The organism is Pseudoalteromonas sp. S558 (assembly GCF_005886635.1).
GTDB classification, from domain to species: Bacteria; Pseudomonadota; Gammaproteobacteria; order Enterobacterales; family Alteromonadaceae; genus Pseudoalteromonas; species Pseudoalteromonas aliena.
Genome location: NZ_PNDU01000290.1, coordinates 1 through 21676 on the forward strand (window position 1 = coordinate 1; position 21676 = coordinate 21676).

The 21676-nt window shown below is 38.9% G+C and carries 21 protein-coding genes; 11 read left to right on the forward strand and 10 right to left on the reverse strand.

Translation table 11 applies throughout. The features are described 5' to 3' along the window. Positions 1-219 precede the first annotated feature (219 nt). Positions 220-1146, reverse strand: a complete 927-nt coding sequence (locus CWB66_RS17120; protein ID WP_077536067.1) for a manganese-dependent inorganic pyrophosphatase — start codon at positions 1144-1146, stop codon at positions 220-222. A gap of 118 nt (positions 1147-1264) precedes the next feature. Between CWB66_RS17120 and CWB66_RS17125 the strand changes: the two genes are divergently transcribed. Further along, the gene (locus tag CWB66_RS17125) at positions 1265-1765 is read left to right on the forward strand and encodes a hypothetical protein (protein ID WP_138586308.1); all 501 of its coding nucleotides are present in this window, start codon (positions 1265-1267) and stop codon (positions 1763-1765) included. Positions 1766-1779: 14 nt separating this feature from the next. Beyond that, on the forward strand, positions 1780-2589 hold the full coding sequence (mutM, locus tag CWB66_RS17130; protein WP_138586309.1) for a bifunctional DNA-formamidopyrimidine glycosylase/DNA-(apurinic or apyrimidinic site) lyase: 810 nt from the start codon (positions 1780-1782) through the stop codon (positions 2587-2589). 51 nt (positions 2590-2640) lie between these two features. Here mutM and CWB66_RS17135 read toward each other — a convergent pair whose 3' ends face one another. Genes CWB66_RS17135 through CWB66_RS17150 form a run of 4 tightly spaced genes read right to left on the reverse strand, consistent with a single transcriptional unit; the run spans position 2641 to position 6181 of the window. Next, on the reverse strand, positions 2641-3141 hold the full coding sequence (locus CWB66_RS17135; protein WP_138586310.1) for a DUF3299 domain-containing protein: 501 nt from the start codon (positions 3139-3141) through the stop codon (positions 2641-2643). A gap of 14 nt (positions 3142-3155) precedes the next feature. After that, a complete protein-coding gene (locus tag CWB66_RS17140) occupies positions 3156-4415 on the reverse strand; it encodes an ABC transporter permease (protein WP_138586311.1) in 1260 nt (419 codons plus the stop codon). Continuing rightward, a complete protein-coding gene (locus CWB66_RS17145; protein ID WP_138586312.1) occupies positions 4412-5098 on the reverse strand; it encodes an ABC transporter ATP-binding protein in 687 nt (228 codons plus the stop codon). The genes CWB66_RS17140 and CWB66_RS17145 overlap by 4 nt, the downstream gene beginning before the upstream one ends. A gap of 9 nt (positions 5099-5107) precedes the next feature. Continuing rightward, positions 5108-6181 carry a CDP-glycerol glycerophosphotransferase family protein gene (locus tag CWB66_RS17150; protein ID WP_171037532.1) on the reverse strand — a complete coding sequence of 358 codons (1074 nt, stop codon included), beginning with the start codon at positions 6179-6181 and terminating at the stop codon, positions 5108-5110. A 178-nt stretch (positions 6182-6359) separates the two neighbouring features. On the opposite strand from CWB66_RS17150, the gene CWB66_RS17155 reads away from it, so the two are divergent. The 5 genes from CWB66_RS17155 (at position 6360) to CWB66_RS17175 (ending at position 11801) form a co-directional block, all read left to right on the forward strand. Then, the gene (locus CWB66_RS17155) at positions 6360-7466 is read left to right on the forward strand and encodes a phosphoribosylaminoimidazolesuccinocarboxamide synthase (protein WP_138586313.1); all 1107 of its coding nucleotides are present in this window, start codon (positions 6360-6362) and stop codon (positions 7464-7466) included. A 119-nt stretch (positions 7467-7585) separates the two neighbouring features. Beyond that, positions 7586-8248, forward strand: coding sequence for a methylamine utilization protein (locus CWB66_RS17160; protein WP_138586314.1), 663 nt, complete (start codon positions 7586-7588; stop codon positions 8246-8248). Further along, on the forward strand, positions 8241-10556 hold the full coding sequence (locus CWB66_RS17165) for a bifunctional diguanylate cyclase/phosphodiesterase (protein ID WP_138586315.1): 2316 nt from the start codon (positions 8241-8243) through the stop codon (positions 10554-10556). The genes CWB66_RS17160 and CWB66_RS17165 overlap by 8 nt, the downstream gene beginning before the upstream one ends. Beyond that, complete coding sequence (locus CWB66_RS17170) at positions 10543-11382, forward strand: DUF3034 family protein (RefSeq protein ID WP_138586316.1); 840 nt, start codon at positions 10543-10545, stop codon at positions 11380-11382. Before CWB66_RS17165 ends, CWB66_RS17170 begins: the two co-directional genes overlap by 14 nt. Further along, a complete protein-coding gene (locus CWB66_RS17175; protein WP_138586317.1) occupies positions 11382-11801 on the forward strand; it encodes a group I truncated hemoglobin in 420 nt (139 codons plus the stop codon). Before CWB66_RS17170 ends, CWB66_RS17175 begins: the two co-directional genes overlap by 1 nt. A gap of 43 nt (positions 11802-11844) precedes the next feature. Here the strand turns inward: CWB66_RS17175 and CWB66_RS17180 are convergent, their stop codons facing one another. Continuing rightward, complete coding sequence (locus CWB66_RS17180) at positions 11845-12858, reverse strand: glycosyltransferase family 9 protein (protein WP_138586318.1); 1014 nt, start codon at positions 12856-12858, stop codon at positions 11845-11847. 80 nt (positions 12859-12938) lie between these two features. Continuing rightward, on the reverse strand, positions 12939-13298 hold the full coding sequence (locus CWB66_RS17185; protein WP_138586326.1) for a C1orf53 family protein: 360 nt from the start codon (positions 13296-13298) through the stop codon (positions 12939-12941). 43 nt (positions 13299-13341) lie between these two features. Here CWB66_RS17185 and CWB66_RS17190 point away from each other — a divergent pair, with 43 nt between their 5' ends. Continuing rightward, positions 13342-13668, forward strand: a complete 327-nt coding sequence (locus CWB66_RS17190; RefSeq protein WP_138586319.1) for a hypothetical protein — start codon at positions 13342-13344, stop codon at positions 13666-13668. A gap of 305 nt (positions 13669-13973) precedes the next feature. Here CWB66_RS17190 and CWB66_RS17195 read toward each other — a convergent pair whose 3' ends face one another. After that, a complete protein-coding gene (locus tag CWB66_RS17195) occupies positions 13974-14942 on the reverse strand; it encodes a class 1 fructose-bisphosphatase (RefSeq protein WP_138586320.1) in 969 nt (322 codons plus the stop codon). Positions 14943-15096: 154 nt separating this feature from the next. Here CWB66_RS17195 and CWB66_RS17200 point away from each other — a divergent pair, with 154 nt between their 5' ends. Both CWB66_RS17200 and CWB66_RS17205 read left to right on the forward strand, forming a co-directional pair. Further along, a complete protein-coding gene (locus CWB66_RS17200; protein ID WP_138586321.1) occupies positions 15097-17526 on the forward strand; it encodes a zinc-dependent metalloprotease in 2430 nt (809 codons plus the stop codon). Positions 17527-17679: 153 nt separating this feature from the next. Then, the gene (locus CWB66_RS17205) at positions 17680-18453 is read left to right on the forward strand and encodes a YggN family protein (protein WP_138586322.1); all 774 of its coding nucleotides are present in this window, start codon (positions 17680-17682) and stop codon (positions 18451-18453) included. 9 nt (positions 18454-18462) lie between these two features. Here CWB66_RS17205 and rsuA read toward each other — a convergent pair whose 3' ends face one another. Further along, a complete protein-coding gene (gene rsuA, locus CWB66_RS17210; RefSeq protein WP_077536051.1) occupies positions 18463-19161 on the reverse strand; it encodes a 16S rRNA pseudouridine(516) synthase RsuA in 699 nt (232 codons plus the stop codon). Between the two features lie 59 nt (positions 19162-19220). Between rsuA and zapE the strand changes: the two genes are divergently transcribed. Next, positions 19221-20330, forward strand: coding sequence for a cell division protein ZapE (gene zapE / locus CWB66_RS17215; RefSeq protein WP_138586323.1), 1110 nt, complete (start codon positions 19221-19223; stop codon positions 20328-20330). Positions 20331-20407: 77 nt separating this feature from the next. Here the strand turns inward: zapE and galE are convergent, their stop codons facing one another. Then, complete coding sequence (gene galE, locus CWB66_RS17220) at positions 20408-21424, reverse strand: UDP-glucose 4-epimerase GalE (protein ID WP_138586324.1); 1017 nt, start codon at positions 21422-21424, stop codon at positions 20408-20410. Between the last annotated feature and the right edge of the window lie 252 nt (positions 21425-21676).

The window sequence follows — 21676 nt, forward strand, 5'->3', positions numbered from 1 at the left end:
ACCAAGCTGCATAAATCTTTGAACAATTTAACGAATTAAATTGCACTATAAGGTCCTTAAAAAATTTCATTTAGAACAACTAGATACAAAAATTTTGCCTAGTTCTAGCGCTATTTTCTTAACGCTAAATAGACCCCATATATAAGCAGATTGATATAATATAAAAAAGCCTCGTTGGTATAACCAACAAGGCTTTTAAATCAATTAATGAAAACATTATTAGATTTTTGTGAACGCATCTTGTAATGGTGGCACAACTTGCTTTTTACGACTCAGTACACCATCTAACCATACTTTATCATTTTCTGGTTTTACACCATAAGCTTGCTCAACTAAGTTTGCATCGTCAGATACAATTAGCATTTCTGAGCCTTCTTTCATGATATCGGTAAGCAGTAAAAATACAGAATGGCGGTTGCCTTCTTGTTTTAGCTTAGCAATATCAGCAGCAAGATCTGCTTTAATATCATCAAAAACAGCAAGGTCGATTACTTCTAGCTGGCCAATGCCTACTAAATTACCGTTCATGTTGAAATCTTTAAAGTCACGCATGACTAAATCACGCGCTGGTGTGTTTTCTACAGCAGACTTAACGCGGAACATATCCATGCCAAGCTCTTTAAAATCCTCAATACCTGCAATTTCTGCTAGGGCTTCAACGCATTTAATGTCGGCAGTGGTACATGTTGGCGATTTAAATATTACGGTGTCGCTTAAAATAGCGCATAGCATAATGCCTGCGATGTCTTTTGGGATTTCTACACTGTAAAAGTCGTACATCATTTTAATAATGGTGTTTGAACAACCAACAGGGCGGATCCAACATTCAAGCGGAGTCGATGATGTTAAGTCACCTAGCTTATGGTGATCTACCACGCCAACAACACGAGCTTGGTCGATATCATCGGGTGCTTGTGTTTTTTCTGTGTGATCCACAATGTAAACATCTTCACCAGCGTAGCTTAATTTTAGCTCTGGTGCTTCGAAACCAAATTTATCAAGAATAAACTGCGTTTCTGGTGAAATTTCACCAAGACGTGTTGGAATCGCTGGCTCATCGATTTGGTTTTTTAAATACGCGAGTGCAATTGCACCACAAATAGAATCTGAATCTGGGATTTTATGGCCCACTACATACATAGACATTGACGGAACTCCTATAAATTTGCCGATATTCTAACAAAGTATGTAGGGTTTAACATATAGACAGTGCAATTAAGTTTTAGTTACACTTTAAATTCTTGAATTAATTGGGTGTGTAAATATGCGACTGGGCCGCAAAGGTTGGAACAACGTTATTATATTTTCGATGTTGATTATGATCTTCTTTTTAAATGGCTGGCATAAACAACTTTTTAGCAATATCGATGCGCCTTCAATGCAGCCGGTATTGCCAGTACTGAGTTTTGTTTTGACCCTTGAGTTTGTCGATCAAAAAATTGAACGAATTGGCACTAGTTGGCGTACAACTGCGTTACAAAATGACGTATCTCTTCGTTGGCTGCCGTCTGAGCAGCAGCTTGGTGAGCTTATCAACCGTTGGCAAAGTATTGAGCTTATAAATGTTAATGAGTCGGTTGTGTTTAATCCTAGAGCGCCTTTATATGTCGCTACATTTGAGTTAGCAGGGGAGAGTTTGCCATGGATTTATTTGTTGTATAAAGATAATGCGCATTATTACTTACTTGAAAAAAGTAGCCAACGAGTACTTAAGCTTGATTTAGCGACTGCGAAGCAGTTATTTCCTAGTTTTGATTTTTCATAAAGTGAGTCTAATTAATGCCTGAGTTACCAGAGGTAGAAGTGAGCCGAATGGGGATCACTCCCCATATACAGAACCAAGTTGTTACTAAGGTAAACATTTACAATGCCAGTATGCGTTGGCCAGTGCCTGATGATGTTTATCAACTAGAAGGGTTAACTGTAACAAGCATTGAACGACGAGCTAAATACTTACTGTTACATTGCCAACTTGGTAGTACTATTTTGCATTTGGGAATGTCGGGTAATTTACGTGTAGTAGATAAAGCTGAGCCATTAAAAAAGCACGACCATGTTGAGTTTATTTTTGGTAATGGTAAGGCGCTGCGTTTAAACGATCCTCGTCGTTTTGGTTGCTGCTTATGGCAAGAGCCAGGAGAGGTACACAAGCTGCTTTCTAAGCTTGGTCCTGAGCCGCTTACAGATGATTTCTTTGCTAAACGCGTGTACGAACAATCGCGCAATAAAAAAGTGCCCGTAAAGCAGTTTATTATGGATAACGCTGTGGTTGTTGGGGTCGGTAATATTTACGCGAATGAATCACTCTTTAAAGCCGGTATTCATCCCAAACGAGAGGCTGGTAAAGTATCACTAAAGCGTTATCAGGCACTTATCCCTATTATAAAAGACACGCTTGCTGCGGCCATAAAACAAGGTGGAACAACGCTTAAAGATTTTGCACAAAGCGATGGAAAGCCAGGTTACTTTGCTCAAGAGTTATTAGTTTATGGACGCAAAGGAAAACCGTGCATGACGTGTGAAAACAAATTAGAAGAAATTAGATTGGGGCAGCGCAGTACTATTTTTTGCTCAAACTGCCAAAAGTAGATTACTTGAATTTAAAATATACGGTCAATTTAATTCGATTGGCCGTATATTTTAAAGCTCGAATGGTGCAATACCTACAGCTTTGATTTTATAGCCTGTTTGGGCTATCTCTCCTGACCATGATTCAGTGCTTATTATTCCTGTGACCACAATTGCGTCGTATAGGCTTTCAATAGGCACACCGCCTTTAATTGTTACATGCACTATTTGATTAGGTGGTGGCGGCGGAACGTGTATGCAAGCGCCAAAGTACGGCACCAGTAAAAACTCGGTAATGACTTCACTGTCACCCTCAAGCGGCACAACAAAGCCAGGTAAGCTAACCGATTGTCCATTTAGCTCTTTTACAATGGGGGCATCTAAATCGGGCTGCACCCAGTTTTGCTCACTACCGTCGTGATTAGCTTGAGTTTGTGTGTCTATTTGTACGTGATTTTTAGGGATTAAGTCCTCCCAAAAAATTTCTTTTGGTGGGTTCGCGTTACTTATAAAGCTGCTTATTAGTAAGCACACTAGCGCGCTGTAATAAAATGTTGTTTTAAAAAAAGTCATAAACTACCTAATAATTATGTTTTTATACTCATGCCATCGCTGAGCGAATAAAAGTAAGCGCGTGTAGCGGGTATTAAGCCAATAATAAAGCCAGCAATCATAATAACGCCGATAAGTGTGAGTTCATAGCTAGAAAGCATAGCTATGTTAACGCTAATACCAGCGTGGCTTTGCAAATAAGAGCCACCTGTAAATAGTGCTAAGTAATATAATGCACAGCCCACTATGCAACCCAGTAATGTTGTAAATAATGATTCGATACTAATGAGCGTAAATAACTGCCATGGGCGAGCACCTACTGAGCGTAATATGGCAAGCTCACGCCGACGCTGACTTAAGTTGGCAAGCAGCGAGGTTAGCATACCAAGTAAGCTTACCAACACAATTACGGCTGAAAACAACATCAGTACTTTTTCTACAATGGCGAGCATTTGCCATAATTCTTTAAGTGTGACCGTTGGCATAATGCCAAGCAGTGCTTCTTTTTTATATTGATTTATATTACGCCTAATTTGCAATGTGTATAAAGGCGATTTAAATCCCATTAAAAACGCAGTAATTTGCTTTGGATGGCCAATTAGGCTGTTATGTTCGTCATGGTCATGGTCATGGTCATGGTCATGGTCATCGCCAGAATTGTTGCCGTGGATTAAATCGATAGCTGCAAGCGGTATATGTAGCGTTTTATCAACGGGTGTTCCTGTGGGATTTAAAATTCCTACTACTTTAAACGGATTATCGTCGTGGTGATGAAAGCTTGTGTTGCCCATGCCGTGAGATATAACAATAGAGTCGTTAAGTTTATACCCTAATGCAGTTGCGACATCATTGCCGAGTACCACCTCGTTAATGGCATTAAAAGCGTGACCCTTGTTAAAGCTTAAGCTTTGCTTTTTTGCAAAACGATAATGGCTAAAGTAATCAAGTGTTGTACCCAGTACAGCTTGGCCTTTGTGACTGTCGCCTAGGCTTATAGGTATACTCCATTTTACACCACGCTGGCTTGTTATATATTCATAGCTTTGCCAACTTACGTTATTGTTGGTGTGGCCAATTCTAAATACAGAGGAAAGCAGTAATTGTATATCGCCAGTGCGTGCGCCGACAATTAAATCAGTGCCCGAAATTGTATTACTAAAGCTACTTTTTGCATCAATGCGTATACGCTCAACGCTAAGCAGTAACATAACACTAATGGCGATTGTAAAGAGCGTTAAAAGCACACTGGTACGACGATTTAATAGGCTTTTGTAAGCAAGTTTAGCAAGGATCATAGCGGCTCCTGCAAGCTGATAAGATCAACTGAGCGGTCGAATAACGGTTTTAAACTTTCATCATGGCTTACAAACACCAAAGTACTGTTTGAGTATTTGGCTTGTTCAAACAGTAATTTAATAAAGTTTTCACGGTTTTGGGTATCGAGCGCAGATGTAGGCTCGTCCGCTATTATTAGTTCTGGGCTGCCAATAAAAGCGCGGGCCGCGGCAACACGCTGCTGTTGACCTGTGCTTAGCTCTGCAACATTTTTATTATATTGTTGCTCGCTTAAGCCAAGTGCGTTTAGTAAGCGCTTGGCTTCTTTGGTTAAAGTAGTGGAGTGTTTTAATGCTTGGCGCTGACGTATTTTAGAAAATTGACACCCTAGAACCACGTTTTCGAGGGGGGTTAAATAAGGCAATAAATTAAAGTTTTGAAAAATAGTGCCAATATGATCCGCTCTAAATGCATCTCGCTTGGTGTTACTTTGCGTATTTAAATTTTGACTTAATATTACAACATCGCCGCTGGTGGCGGTATTTATTCCCCCAAGTAGAGCAAGCAGCGTTGATTTACCAGAGCCACTAGGGCCATGTAAAAAAACATGTTGGCCTTTTTTTATAATTAATTCGCTGATGCTAAGCGTGGGGGCGTTATCGTTTTTATGCCATTTAAAAGTGACGTTTATTAGATTGATCATTGTTTGGCTTTACCATTTCCAATAATTAAGTTTTTTACGCATTTTAAATTGTCGAATAAAATTGAGCGGTTTAGATTTTAACTTTTCATTACTTAGTAAAAATTCATTGGTTGCGACAAGTACTCGTTCACTTGATTGCCCATCAGAGTATGGATGTAATTCTTGGCAATAGCTTTCAATATTTTCCATTAACTCTGGCGGGTAAGTTAACGCATTATCTATAGCACCTTCAACTTTGTTCGCATCAGTTACATTGAGTAAATGTTTTTTAGGGTCTTGATTGCAAAATGTGACGACAGGTTTTCGCTGTAACAAAAACATTAATAATATAGACGAGGTGTCGCATAACATAACGTCGGCAGATTTTAATAAAGGAATCACATCATCTGTTTCTATAAAGGTTAAATTGTTATTGCTCAATGCTTTATATTTATTTACCCACTCAAACGGCATTTTTGGATGGAACTGCATCAAAATGCGCCATTTTCCTGTTTCACTAAATTGTTTTATTTGTTTATAAAGCTTAGGCGCAAGTGAAAGTCGTTTAGAAAAAGTAGAGCATATTAATAGGGTTGGCCTTGAATCGAATTCGTCTACGTAAGAGCGAGTAGGTTCATTTTTAAATAGACGATCTAAAGGAGGCCAGCCTGTTTGTGTTACTTTAAAGTAGCCCAGCCTCTTTTGTAAAGCACTGAATGGGGTTGTGGTATTAGGGCCTTGAGTACAATAAAGATCAAAACATCCTCTGGCTTTAAGATGATCGTTTTCACCTTTTCTATTTAATTTACCAGCATCAAAGCCATGAAACACTGCAACCTTTTTGCCTGGTAAAAAGGTTGGTATTAAATTGGCTGGAGCAAAAATAGCATCGGGCGACCACTTATGAATGTCTTCAATAGAATAAAGCTGCTTTTCACTATCGGTCAAAAAATCTGGATTGACATCTTTGCCTTCTAAAAACCAACTTACCTGACCACCATGCGCTAATATTTGCTGCTGTAATGGCCTCAAAATAGCGTATGAATAATTTTGAGAAATATACATTAGGTATTTTTTATTTTTTGTGGCGGTTAGGTAGTTCAAGGTATCTCCTTAGGCTAGTTAGCATACTAAGTTTACCCTATTATTACAGCTATATAAATATTCACCGTTTTTTGTTTTCAGTGCAAGATTGAGCTTTTTCATGGGGTGGATTATTATACCGCCCATATAACCCCAAACCATACTTTGCTCTTTGAGCACCCCTAACCCCGGAGATAGCATGACTAGCTATAAAGTTTTAGACGTAAACGATGATTTACCCATTCGTACCAAAGGTGAAGTACACAGCGGTAAGGTTCGTTCAGTTTATTGGTTAACTGATGACGATAGCGCGCGATTAATTAAAGAAAAAAGCTATAAAGTACCTGCGGGGACTGAATTAGCTATTATGGTTATTTCCGATAGAATTTCTGCATTTGATTGTATTTGGCAGGGCGAAAATGGCTTAAACGGTGTGCCAGGTAAAGGTATAGCGTTAAACTCAGTGGCAGCCCATTGGTTTAAGTTATTTGATAAAGCAGGCCTTGCGGGTAACCATATTGTTGATATTCCGCATCCTTATGTATGGATTGTGCGTAAAGCGAGTACTGTTAAAGTTGAAGCGATTGCACGTCAATATATTACCGGTAGCATGTGGCGCGATTACGCAAAAGGCGTTCGTAACTTTTGCGGTATTGATTTACCTGAGGGCTTAAAAGCAAATCAAAAGCTCGATAATGTACTCATTACACCATCAACTAAAGGTATTATTGAAAGTATTGCCGACATTCCAGCTGTTGATGATGTAAATATTACCCAGGCTAATATCACTAATAACTTAGACGTATTTAATTTTAAATCGGCAGATGATGTAACCAAATACGAAAAGTTATTAGTTGAAGGCTTTAAATTAATTAGCGATGAACTTGCAAAGCTTGCGCAAATTTTTGTTGATACAAAATTTGAGTTTGGTTATGTAGAGGATTTAAACGGCACGCAGCAACTTATTTATATTGATGAAGTAGGTACTCCCGATTCATCACGTATTTGGGATGAAGCTTCTTATCGTGAAGGTAAAATTGTCGAAAATTCTAAAGAGGGCTTTCGTCAGTTGCTTATTAATAATGTGCCTGAAAGCGACGTATTATTAAATAAAGATCGCATGGGCGAGCGTGAACAACTGGCTAAAGATTACATTTTACCGGAATCAGTAATGCTTGAGGTGTCAAACACCTACGTAGGTATTGCTAGTAAGATTGTTGGCAAAGAGATTGTCATCCCTGAAGATCCTCGTAAAGAAGTGATTGCTATTTTAGATAACGATTACGGACTAATTGTTAAAAAGTAACCCTAAAGGATTAAGTAGACCAGTGGCTAAGTCTTTATTTTTAGTTACTGGGCTATAGTTCTTGCAATTAGTCCCTGTCTCAAATTAACTTAACCTAATATTAATCGTTGGGTGTTGTTATGTTTAAACGGGTATTACAGCGTTGTGTGAAAAATTACTGTTTTTTAATTACCTGTTTTCTTTTTAGTCACTCAGCTCTGGCTGAAAATATTGAGTTAGTCGTTAAAGATCAATATGGTCAACAATTAGCAGATGCGGTAATTGAATTAGAACAAATAAATAAGCCGTATTCGCCAGCTCCTCGTAGCGTTGCTATTATGGATCAGGTTCACAAACAGTTTTTACCTGAGCTATTAATTGTACAAAAAGGGCAGCGAGTGAATTTTCCTAATAGTGATAACATTCGTCATCATGTGTATTCTTTTTCACAAGCTAAGCCATTTCAACTAAAGTTATATTCAGGGCAACCAAAAGATCCAATTACTTTTGAGCAACAAGGCGTTGTTGTGTTGGGGTGTAACATTCATGATTCTATGGTTGGCTATATTTACGTAGCAAGCAGTGAACGTGCTTATAAAACAGATGAACAAGGCCGCATTGAGTTACCTTTAAATGATTTTCCTCCGCAAATTAGTGTATGGCACCCTTTGCAAACTGAGTCGTTGGAGAGTAAAAAAATCATAACAATTAATGATAAAAGTGATTTAGTAGTAACAATAAATACTTCATCACCATCGCCACGTAATACGTTTGGCAGTAAATTTAAGGCTGGTAATGACTAATAGTTTAAAAAATCGTATAACCATACTTTGTGTTGGCTTGGTGTTATTAACTACTATGGTCAGTTTGTTTAGTTTTTGGTGGTCTACAAGTAAATTTCAAGAAGAGAAAGTTAATCAAGATATTAGCGTAGCGCAAAACGTTTATAAGCAATATTTAAAATCAAAAGAAAGCTTACTATTAACAGCAGCTAAGGTACTTACCTCTGACTTTGGCTTTAAGCAAGCTGTTGCTACGCGTGATGCAGGAACTATAAGCAGTGTGCTATTTAATCATAGCCAGCGTATAGATGCTGAGCTTATGATGTTGATTGATTTGTCAGGGACGCTAATTTCAGCTAACACCAGTGAAGATCATTTTGCCCACGATTTACGACCATTGATGAAAGAGTTATTAAATGCCCCTGAACAATCTAGTTTTGTTGTATTAAACAAAGAACTTTATCAAGTTATCCTACTACCAGTAAAAGCGCCACGTACAGTGGCTTATAGTTTGGTTGGCTTTAAAATTGACGATAGTGTTGCGAGCGAACTTAAAAACTTAACCGGTATGGATGTGAGCTTTATAGGGAGTGCGGATGACTTGGTTATTAGCTCGTTAGTTAAGCGCCCTGAACAGTTTGATCCTGTTAATTATTTTAATACACTCACTACGTCACGCTTTTTTAGTGAATATTTAGTGTACCGCAATCGCGATATAAACCTACCTTCATTACACAGCCATCCGATTATTATATTACTTAGCGCTGATTTAACGCAAAGCTATAGCGATTTTGAAAAGCTATTTTTGACCTTAATGGTATTGGCTATTTTGACCTTATTTGTGGGCGTAGTTACCAGTAGTTTACTGGCTAATAATTTAACCACCCCCTTGACTCAATTAGCAGCCATTGCAAGGCAATTTGCATTAGGTAATTATAGCTTTGAATTTAAAGGTAAAAAGCAAAGTTCAGAAATAACCACTTTAGTTGAAGCATTCAACAGCATGGGTAACGATATTCATGAGCGTGAACAGCAAATAAATTTTCAGGCAAAGCATGACTCACTTACTGGGTTTTATAATCGTTCGGCGATGCTAGAAGTACTTTGTGAACAACTTGAGCCATCAACTGAGTACACCTTAGTTGGTATCGATATAAAAGGTTTGCGTCATATCAATGACAAATTAGGCCCACGTATTGGTGATGACTGCCTAAAAGCGGTTGCGTGCCGTATCGGTGAGTTTTCGGATGAACTTGGCGGTTTTCATGCACGTATTGGTGGGGATGAATTTTTAACTGTGTTTCCAATGGCTGCGGCAAAAGAGTTTAAAAGTGGTATTGAAGGGTTAATGGCGCAACTGCAAGCATGTTACACAATTCAAAAATTAAAAATTAATCTGCGCTTTAGTGCCGGTATTGTTCAGTATCCTACGCAAGGTATTGCGAGTGATGATCTAATGCGCCGTGTATTGATTGCCGTTGATAGCGCAGCAAATGAGCATGAAAGTATTCATTATTATCAAGTAGGCGAGGATGAAGCACATTTAGAACGTTTAATTATGCTTGATGAATTAAAACAAGCGATTAGTGACAATGATGGTCAATTATTTATGACCTATCAGCCTAAACTACACATGAAAACACAAAAAATAGATAAAGTTGAGTCGCTTATTCGTTGGCAACGAAAAGATGGTAGCTGGGTTAATCCTGAGCTATTTATTGATTTGGCTGAACAATCAGGCCTCATTGTAGAGTTAACTGCATGGGTTGTGAATACCGTTGTTGCACAGGTTGCTAATTGGCAATCAAAGGGCATTGAATTACAAGCAGCTATTAATGTATCAGCGCAAGATATTGCATTTCCGGGGTTCCATAGCGCATTGGTGGATACACTTAAAGAATACAAAGTGGCCCCAGAGTTGATCACTATTGAGCTTACGGAGCGAGATATGATCGAAAATGAAGAAAAAGGCATTAAAGCACTCGAAGATTTGAAAATGATTGGCGTTAAAATATCATTAGATGATTACGGTGTAGGACAAACATCGCTCGGGCGCTTAAAGATGCTGCCTATCGATGAATTAAAACTAGATAAGTGCTTTATTTTAAAATTAGATGAGTCACAAAAAGATCAATTTATAGTGCAGTCTTCCATCACTTTGGGGCACCAGTTGGGTTTCTCTGTTGTTGCTGAAGGTGTTGAAACATTGGACTCGTTAAATTTATTAAGAAATATGAAATGCGACCATGCACAAGGATACTATTTAAGCAGACCTTTAAAAGCAGAGCTATTAGAAGAATGGCTGCATGAGTATTATGCAAAAAACTAAATACTTTATAGTCTTTTGTTTATTACTAATAAGCGTACCTAGTATCGCCAGTAGTGGAAAGTTATTAGCCACCCCAGGCGTTTCTCAAATAGAGGGGAGTGCAGGTGGCGGTATTGTTCCGTGGGCGCAACTTGCTGGGTATGCAAGTGATGATGAGTTTTCGATAAATGGTTTTTGTAGTCGCGCAGATATAACTGACTACACACTTGATGTATGTGGTGCGCAGCTTAATGTATTTAACCGCGTTGAATTTAGCTATGCATTACAGCAGTTTGATGTTCCTGCGCTCAGCACAAAAATAGAGCAATCAATAACGGGAGTTAAAGTTCGTTTATATGGTGATATTGTTTACAGTCCTTTGCCGCAATTAAGTGTAGGAATTACACACAAGTCATTAAACGATGGAACCGTTGCTAAGTTAATCGGCGCAAAAGAGACTAGCGGAACAGATGTTTACTTAGCAGCAAGCAAGCTGCATTTAGGTGCAGTTGCGGGTTACAACTGGTTTTGGAACGTCACAACACGTTATAGCAAAGCAAATGAATTAGGCTTGTTAGGTTATGGCAGCGCTAGTACTAATAATGGTTCAAAAATACTGTTTGAGGGCAGTACAGCGATATTTTTTAGCCGTGAAGTGGCGGTGGGTATAGAGTATCGGCAAAAATCAGATAATCTCAACTTAGGTGAGCAAGATTGGAAAGATGTGTTTGTTGCGTGGATGCCGAATAAAAGTGTGAGTGTCACTGCTGCATATTTAAATTTAGGGCGAATTGCTGGTGCAAATGATCAAACAGGCTGGTATGTGTCGGTAACAGGGTATTGGTAATGAAAAACCTTTCTGTATTTTTATTATGTATAACGTTACTAGCCGGCTGTACTAATACACCTAAATTATCGCTCTATGAGCAGGTAGGTGGTAAAGCCGGCATAGCAAAACTAATTGATAGCTTTATTAATCAAATAGGTAATGATGAGCAGGTATTTCATTATTTTGAACACGCTAATATTACGCATTTTCGCCAAGGCTTTATAACCCACATGTGCATGTTGCTCGAAGGCCCTTGTAAATATAATGGCGATTCAATGGTCGCTATTCATACGGGTATGCATATATCAGAAAAAGACTTTAACCACGTTGTTGATTTACTTATTAATGCAATGAATAACCAAAACATAAATCATAAAATACAAAATAAAATTCTTTTTAAAATGGCACCGCTTCGTGGCGAAGTTATTAGCATTTAAATACTTCATAAAAGAACATATAAAGTGATTACCAGAGTTCAGGTCATTTATCTTCCAAAGCAAGTAAAGACGCGCTAGCATTAGCAACTGTCTCGGGTGTGATTTCTGTAATAATCTCAGCATCATGCAGACTTGTACCGTTAGCCACTAAAGATATTTTATTTTGATATTTAGGTTCTACAGTACTCCACGGTGACGTACCAAGCCCTACAACCGCTACGAACGCGGTTTTTGTTGCCGCCGCTATGTGCATTGCTCCCGAGTCAATAGTGATTAATAAATTAGCATTTGCGATTACATCAACCAATTCGGTAAGGGAGGTTAGTCCAGTGAGATCTTGATGATCAATTTGCTGTTGGTATAAATCTTTTGATATTTTATTATTCTCAGCTGTCTCTTGATTATCTCCGACAAGTATAAAATGACAGGGGGTCATTTCATTCAAATACGCTAAAGATTTAAGTGCCTGATGTGATGGGTAATGCCTTTGTTTTTTGATCACACCACCGTAATAAACTACCACTACAGGTTTGCTTGTTGTCTCTATTAACTCGCTCTTTTGGCTAAATAAGTACGGAGGTGGAGATGCCGAAAAAGGATTGTTGTGAGGTTCATTCACTAATCGACAGTATCTATTTATATAATGGTGATTATTATTTAGTTTGTAGCTATGGCTAAGTAGCCAAGAGCGTCCATTCTTTTTATAACCTATTTTGTATTTTATTTTAGCTAAAGAGCATAATAGCGCCTCAGAGAATCCGCTTCTCATAATTACAGCCATTTGGACATTATTATTACGAATTTTTTTAGCTAAAGAGAACACAGAAGATAGCTTTTTTTTGTTACAGCGCTGATCTATCATTATGGTTAAGTTTAAGCGATCATCGCGCTCAAAAATAGGTGCAAGAAGCGGTTTGACCAATAAGATTATTTGGTTATCTGGGTAAAGTTCTCTGAGTAATGTTGTTGCGGCTATGCTGTTAATTGCATCACCAATATACTTTGGTGGAATAATTAAAATAGAGCCGGTTATTTTTTTATTTATTAGTTGCTTCATAGCACGTTGTATTGTTATTAACTTATTTATAATAATAACTTAAATATATAAAACTGAGAATCGTCTAGTTTGTGAATTTTTTATTTTTTAAAGCCATACGGGCAATTTTTGCAGCCGTTTTTACAACACGATCCTCGCTTTAAAAAAAACCACTTACTAAATACCATATAGCCATTTTGCATGGTGTAATCAAGGCCTTCAATTAGATTGTCGCTCCCTCTAAACTGCTTGGCGAAACCTATTTGGCTTTTAATTGGCTGCTTATAAATATCTTCTAGAAAAGTACTTAGTTTATTAAGCGTGCACTTGCGGCATAAACAACTTGTTGCATTGGTATCTAGCGGTAAAATAGCAGGCAGCTCGTTGCACCAACACGCCGATATATTATCTACATTACACGTTAGAGTGGTATGGCATTGAGTGCAGTTAAGTTGAGTCATCATAATTCTTTTTAATAACAATGAACCAAGAATAACAAACATTATGAATATACAAAAAGCATTAGCTGAATTTATTACGTTTGGTGAACAAAGGGATGAAGCTATACCGGTTATCGTTTCAGGTTCTGCTGATAGCAATAAAACCCATTATACTCTCTCAACTGCGGTTTTAATTGATGTACTTAAACGCTGTTTATGTAACGAAATAGACTTGGATGACTTGGAGCTTTGGGCAAACGTAATTGAATCGCGAGATGATATTGATTGCTCAGAGCATGACGGTGTTATTTATGCGCTCAGCAACAGTGAACAAATGGGAGAGCTTAACCATGAAAAACTGGCTCAAATATTGAAACTGATAGCTAAATGAAGCAAGCTGCGCGTTTACAGACAAATTTAGCACCGAGCCCAGGGTTGTAGACGTAGAGCTTGCTCACGTTAAAAGCGCAGCTTTTGTGGTGTTTAATTTACGAGCTTAGCTCTAGGCCAGCAAGCTGCGCATTTACAGATAAATTTAACACCGAGCCCAGGGTTGTAGACGTAGAGCTTGCTCACGTTAAAAGCTTCGCGCTTATGTAACGTATTTTAAAAGCGAGGTATAAAACCTCACTCACAATAAAAAACACCATACTAAAATTAAATATGGTGTTTCTTTTCAAGTAACTTAAAACTTTATTACTTATGATATCCCAAGCACGTTTCTACTTCGTTTTTAGAACCTAAAATAACAGCTACGCGCTGGTGGATTGCATCAGGCTGAATATCCATAATACGTTCAGACCCTGTTGATGCGATACCGCCAGCTTGCTCTACAAGCATGGCCATTGGATTTGCTTCGTAAAGTAGGCGTAATTTATTTGGTTTTTTAGGATCTTTTGTATCGGTAGGATAAGTAAATAAACCACCGCGACTCAGTACGCGATGAACATCGCCCACCATCGCTGCAATCCAGCGCATATTAAAGTTTTTAGCGCGAGGGCCAGTATCGCCTGCTAGTAAATCATTGATGTAGTTTTGCATAGCTGGTTGCCAATGACGTTGATTCGATGCATTAATTGCAAATTCGTTTGTATCTGCAGGAATAGTGGCAAAATCTTCAGTGAGTAAAAAGCTGCCTTGTGTTTTATCAAGGGTAAACATGCGGGTGCCTTTGCCTGTGGTAAGCGCAAGCATCGTTGATGGCCCGTAAAGTACGTAACCTGCAGCAACTTGCTTATGACCTGGCTGCATAAAAATGCTTTCATCAGCAGCGTCAGAGCCTTCAGGCGCTTCCATAATAGAAAATATAGTACCCACAAGTGAGTTAATATCGGTATTTGACGAGCCATCCAGTGGGTCAAATGCGACGATAAATTTAGCGTCTGAGTTACCAGCGACTGTGTAGTCTTCTTCTTCTGAGGCGATTGCTTTAACCGTGCCTGATTCCAGTAAAATATCTTTTAACAACTGGTTAGATAATACATCGAGCTTTTTTTGGGTTTCGCCTTGAATGTTTTCATCAAGGGTTGAGCCTAATACGCCAGATAGTTCGCCTTGACCAACGCGAAACGAAATTTCTTTACATGCTGCTAAAATTGTTCGAATTAACGATAAAAGTTCTCTTGAACAACCATCTTCAAGTAATACTGGAGGGAGTCTACGCATTCTATTTTCCTGATAACGTGTTAAAACTAATCATAATGTGAGAGAGATTAGCTTAGAGCGCTGAAATTCGTCTTAAATACCTGTATTGTTTAAATACCACCTTATAATGGTGGTACCTAATCGTACTTAAAACGCCAATAACAAAGATAAGATTATGAAAAAAATATCACAACTAAGTTACATATTCTTGACCGTGTTGCTCTGTATCATAACTCAAGCGCACGCAGCAATTAAGTCAATTGATGAATTTACTACGCAAATGAATCACTTTCCGGGTTATTACTCATTTTTTTATGATACCCAAAATGGAAAAGTATATTTAAAAGTAGATAAGTTTGAACAACAATTTTTATTACAGCAAAGTTTACCATATGGTATTGGCTCTAATGACATAGGCCTTGACCGGGGTCAGCTTGGTAATACCCACCTTGTGCAGTTTGAACGTTTTGGCGATAAAGTGATGCTACGTGCTGTAAACACTTACTATCGTGCTAATACGAGTAATAAGGCTGAGCAGCAAAGCATTAAAGAAGCGTTTGCATCAAGCATACTCGCAGGTTTTAAAGTGGTCGCCGAAGAAAAAAATACAGCGCTTATTGATTACACACCTTATTTGTTAAGTGATGTGCATGGTGTAAGCCGCACGCTTGCTGCGCGTAAGCAAGGCAATTTTAGCCTTGATGAATCGCGTAGCGCCGTTTATATGAATCGCTCGAAAGCATTTGTAAAAAACACCGAGCTTGAAGCCGTGCTTACATTTAAAGGCACAAAACCAGGTGAATTTGTTCGCCAAGTCAGCGCCGACCCATACGCACTTACTGTGCATATGCATCATTCACTAATTAAATTACCAGACGATAACTACACGCCGCGCAAGTTTAATCCACAATCAGGCTTTTGGAGTATTGAACACAAAGATTACGCCGCGCCACTGGGTGAGTCACTGTATGTGCGCTACATACCACGCCATCGTTTAACTAAAAAAGATTCAAGTCTGCCTATTAGTGAGCCAGTTGAACCTATTGTTTATTATCTTGATCCAGGTGTGCCCGAACCGGTTAAAAGTGCGTTACTTGAAGGCGCAAAGTGGTGGAACGATGCCTTTAGCGGTGCCGGATATAAGAACGCATTTATAGTAAAAGTATTGCCAAGTAATGCCGATCCTATGGATATTCGTTATAACGTTATTCAATGGGTACACCGTGCAACGCGTGGTTGGTCATACGGTAGTTCGGTAATCGACCCACGTACTGGCGAAATAATTAAAGGCCATGTAACACTTGGATCTCTGCGTGTTCGCCAAGATATTTTAATAGCGGAAGCACTTGCTGCACCTTATTTGAAAGGCAATGAAGTTGCTAAAAATTTACAAGCAATGGCGCTTGATCGTATTCGTCAATTAAGCGCCCATGAAATTGGTCATACACTAGGTATTTCTCATAATTTTGCGGCATCAATAGGCGATAGAGCCTCTGTAATGGATTACCCACATCCGTTACTTAGTTTTAATGAACAAGGTAAGCTTGATGTAACGCGTGGCTATGCAACAGGCATGGGCGTGTGGGATAGCCAAGTAATTAAATATGGTTATAGCGACTTTACTAACCAAGATGAAAGCGCAGAACTCGCTGCTATTTTAAAAGAAAATAAAGTCAAAGGCCTTGAGTTTATATCAGATAGCGATGCACGAGCTAAAGGTGGTGCGCATCCAACAGCCCATTTATGGGATAATGGTACTAACCCTTCACAGGAACTTTTACGCGTACTCGAAGTACGTAAAAAAGCGCTTTCGCAGTTTGGTATTAATAATATTAAAACGGGCGACTCACTATCGCAATTAGAAGAAAAACTAGTTCCGCTTTATCTGTTTCACCGTTTTCAGGTTGAAGCTGTGGTTAAACTTATCGCAGGTGTTGATTATGAATACGAAACACGCGGCGATTCACCCGTAAAAGGCGCGCAAGTGGTTGATAAAAAGGTGCAGCAAGAAGCGGTAAACGCTATTTTTGCAACGCTTAAACCCAGTAACTTGTTACTTCCTGAATCTGTGTTATCGCTCATTCCCCCAAAAGCGTATGGCGAGTCTAAGTCTCGCGAAAGCATCGTCGGGCGCACGGGGCTAACACTTGATGCAATGGCGTTGCCAGAGGTGGCTATACAGCATAGTTTGTCACTTTTGTTAAACGCACAACGCTTAAATCGTCTAGCGCAACAACAAGCACGCAATAATGAATTTTATAGTTTAGATGAATTATTAAAAGCGCTTTATAGCCAAGTGTTCAATGTATCGTCGCCTAACACTATGGTAGGTAAAATCACCCAGCGCGTACAGTTTTTAACAGCAAAAACTATGGCTGATTTAGTCGCAAGTGATAGTGTCAGCCCAGAGGTGCAAGCACAATTGCGTTATTATTTAGTTGAGCTTAGTGAAGACTTTAACCAAAATTCAATGCTAAGCCATACAAGTACTGGCGAGAGTGCGTTTAAACAATACTTAGCTGAGCAAATAAATCAGTTTTTAATTAAAGGTCAGTGGCCAAGCAATTTTAAAGTATTGCCAATACCACCAGGCTCACCAATTTAGTACTTATTTTAAGTAAGCGATAAAGCAAAACACCGAGTGTATTTATGCTCGGTGTTTTATTATGTGCTTATAGCCGATAGCGTACTTTTACTTGCATAAAGTTGGTTTTTTGTTAACCTACCCGCCTTCCATTTTAGTCTTTTTGAGGTGTTTATGGCGTTTCTATCTCGTTCGATATTGGCGTTGTCCATAGCATTTTCAAGCAGCAGTGTATTCGCTCAAAAGCAGTGTGACGTAGAACTCAGACACGGTTTAATTATTACCGATGATGTAATTCGTATTGTTGATAAAGGCCAAACCCGCGTGCAAATTAATAACAATAACCAATTGTTTATTCGTGGTTATTGGGTTGATTTGAGTGACGACGAAAGCAAAGTACTTGAGCAATTTAGTAATGGCATTCGTCACACAGTACCTGAACTAGTAAACCTAGCCACCGATGGCGTTAACTTAGGGTTAAGTGCAATTGAGCACATTGTTGAAGGTATGTCAGATAAAGAGCCTGAGGTACTTAAAACCCAACTGCAATATGTAGAACGTGCATTAATGGATAAGTTTAAGCGCGGCGACGATTTCTTTTTTATAGCGCCACAATCGCTTTCTCAAATTGATGATTTTTTTACTAAAGAGATTAGCCAAAAAATTCACTCTGCAGTGCATGGCTCTCTCGGCGCTATTTTAATGTCGTTGGGAGATGCGTTTAAATCGCGTGAAGGCAATATAGAAGATCGCATTAACGATATGGGCCAACGCATGGATATCATTACCAAAGAGATTGATAAGTCGTTACAAAAAAAAGCCCATCAACTTGAACTTAAAGCATCTGAATACTGCGAATGTTTAAATGCATTGGATGTCACCGAATCGCGTCTGCAAGCAATTGTGCCAGGTATGGCAGATTTTGATTTAGTACAGATAAAATCTTAAACACGGTTTTTATAGCTTAATCTCTTCGGCTGTTAGCAACCGATACTCACCGCTTGCTAGGTTTTCATCTAATTTAATCCCCGCAATCTGCTCGCGATGTAATTCAACGACTTTATTATCTACCGCGTAAAGCATGCGCTTAACTTGATGATATTTGCCTTCACTTATTGACAAACGCAGCCCGTAATTTGCGAGTCGTTCAGCTATCGCTGGACGGGTTAGATCTTTTTCGTTATGCAGCATGACACCTGTTTGTAGTTGCTTAAGCGCTTCATCGGTAATAGGTTCTTGGGTTTCTACCAAGTAAGTTTTAAATTTATTACTTTTAGGTGAGGTGATTTTATGTGACCACTCGCCATCGTTAGTAATAATAACCAAACCTGTGGTGTCTATATCTAAACGACCGGCTACGTGAAAATCGCTCATATTTGGCTCATCAAGTAAGTCAAAAACAGTTTTGTGTAGCTCGTCACTATTAGCGCATACATAACCGACAGGTTTGTTGAGCATAATGTAACGCTTACCTAAGAAGACTAAAGGCTCGCCTTGATGTAATACTTCATCTTGCTCAGCAAGTTGAAAATTATGTGACGTAATTACTTCGCCATTAACGCTTACTTCTTTTCGCTTTATGCTCGCGCGGGCTTGCGTGCGTGGCATTTCTGCTAAGTGGCTAATAAATTTATCTAAGCGGCAAGGGAATTTCATTTTAGTTCACATTTTTAGTCGGCTACAATGGGCGCGATTATAGCCGATAGTGAAATGCCATGACAGAGCACAGCACACTAATTTTAAACCATTACCAAGCAAAAGTTATATCCGGTGAGCTTATCTTTGATGCAGCCCAACAAAACGCGGTAATGGCATTAAATAGCTTAAGTGAGCAGTTACAAACACCGTTAAAGTGGTGGCAAAAAGTACCCACAATAAAAGGTGTTTATTTATATGGGCCAGTAGGGCGTGGTAAATCTATGTTGATGGATTTATTTTATAAAAACCTACCTATTGAGCAAAAGCAGCGGCTGCATTTTCATCATTTTATAGCGCAAGTGCATGCCCAACTTTCGCAGCTGCAAGGGCAAGTAAATCCACTTACACTGATTGCTAAGCATTGGGCTAACAATATCCGTGTGCTGTGTTTTGACGAATTTTTTGTGAGCGACATTGGCGATGCCATGATCATGGCTAAGTTATTTAATGCGTTGTTTGAACAAGGTGTGGTGCTGGTGGCTACATCTAACGCAAAGCCTGAGCAGCTTTATTACAAAGGCCTGCAACGGGTGCGATTTTTACCTACGATTGATTTAATTAATAGTCATTGCCATATCATTAATGTAGCGGGGGATGATGATCATCGTTTTAGATACGGTAAAAATAGTCGACATTATTTTATTAATTTACCAAATAACGATTTTAAAAATGAGTTTTTAACGTCTTTCTCTACAGTAATTCATAATAATACAATTAGCGTGCATGGCCGCGAATTACCATATTTATTAAAAGCCGATAACGCCTTGATGATTGATTTTATGGCGCTATGTTCAGGCCCACGCAGTGCTAACGATTATATGTATTTAGCAACGCAATTTGATGTGTTATATGTATCGAACGTGCCACAAATGGGTATTAAAGCGACAGGTAAAGTGATAGTGCACGGTATAGAAGATAGCTATCAACGTGAAAAGCAAACGCTCGACGAGCACACCTTTGACGACGAAGCGCGGCGCTTTATTGCCTTAGTGGATGAGTTTTATGATTGCAATAAGTTGTTAGTGATCAATGCCCAAACTGATATTGAGCATTTATATAAAGGCAAAAAATTGAGTTTTGAATATGCACGAACACAGTCACGCATAGTAGAAATGCAAAATTGGTGAGTATAAATAATGGATTTTAGGCATTAGGCTAAAGTGTAAATATAAAATTTAGACCTTACCTTGTTTTCATAAGACCTTTATTGTCTATACCCATTCGGGTTATTTGACTGCCAACGCCATGTATCTTGCATCATTTCATCAATACCGCGCAGAGCTTCCCAACCTAGTTCGTTAAGTGCTTTTTCTGGTGCTGCATAACATGCAGCAATATCGCCAGCACGACGTGGAGAAACCTGATACGGCACAGCTTGATCGCTAGCTTTAATAAATGCATTAACCATTTGCAGCACAGAATACCCATTACCAGTTCCTAAGTTATAGACTAGCGCACCGGTGCTCGAGGCAATTTTATCAAGCGCTTTTAAATGGCCAATTGCTAAATCTACTACATGAATATAGTCGCGCACACCAGTGCCATCAACGGTATCGTAGTCATCACCAAATACAGCAAGTTGCTTTAATTTACCTACAGCAACTTGTGCAATAAATGGTAAAAGGTTGTTTGGGATACCATTAGGGTCTTCACCAATTAAGCCTGATTTATGCGCGCCAACGGGGTTGAAGTAACGTAAAATAGCAAACGCAAAACGCTCATCTGATTTGGCGATATCTTGTAGCATCATTTCAACTATAAGTTTAGATGTGCCGTAAGGGTTAGTAGTACCGCCTACGGGGAAGTCTTCTCTAATTGGTAAGCTAGCAGGATCGCCGTAAACAGTCGCTGATGAGCTAAACACTAACTTAAATACCTCAGCGTTACGCATAGCATCAACAAGTGTTAATGTCCCTTGTACATTGTTTTGATAGTACTCTACGGGTTTGGCAACTGATTCCCCCACCGCTTTTAAACCCGCAAAATGTATAACACTATCAATTTTGTGCTTAGCAAACACTGAATCTAAAAAAGATTTGTCGAGAATATCACCTTGGTAAAAAGTGGCTTCCTTACCTGTGATTTTTTTTACACGAGCAAGAGACTCCTGTGATGAATTACTTAAATTATCAATAACAACAACTTTGTTACCTTGCTGTAAAAGTTCTAAAACAGTGTGTGAGCCAATATAGCCTGCGCCACCGGTTACTAAAATAGTCATGAAAGCTCCGTGGGTACCTTTTATCAATTGTGTCAATTTCACCATAAATCGTGTTGCTTTACATGTTTTATCTGTAATTTTATTAGGGCGTGTTGACTTTTGTGGATTGAAATTTGTTCAATCTAGGGACGATTTAATCGCGGCGCGAGGTTTGACATTTATACTGCCTTATCGCCTGTTTATGGGGAATAACCACACGACATAGGATCTGCCTTGCCTAAATACCAAACTTACTGCTGCAAAATCAATCAC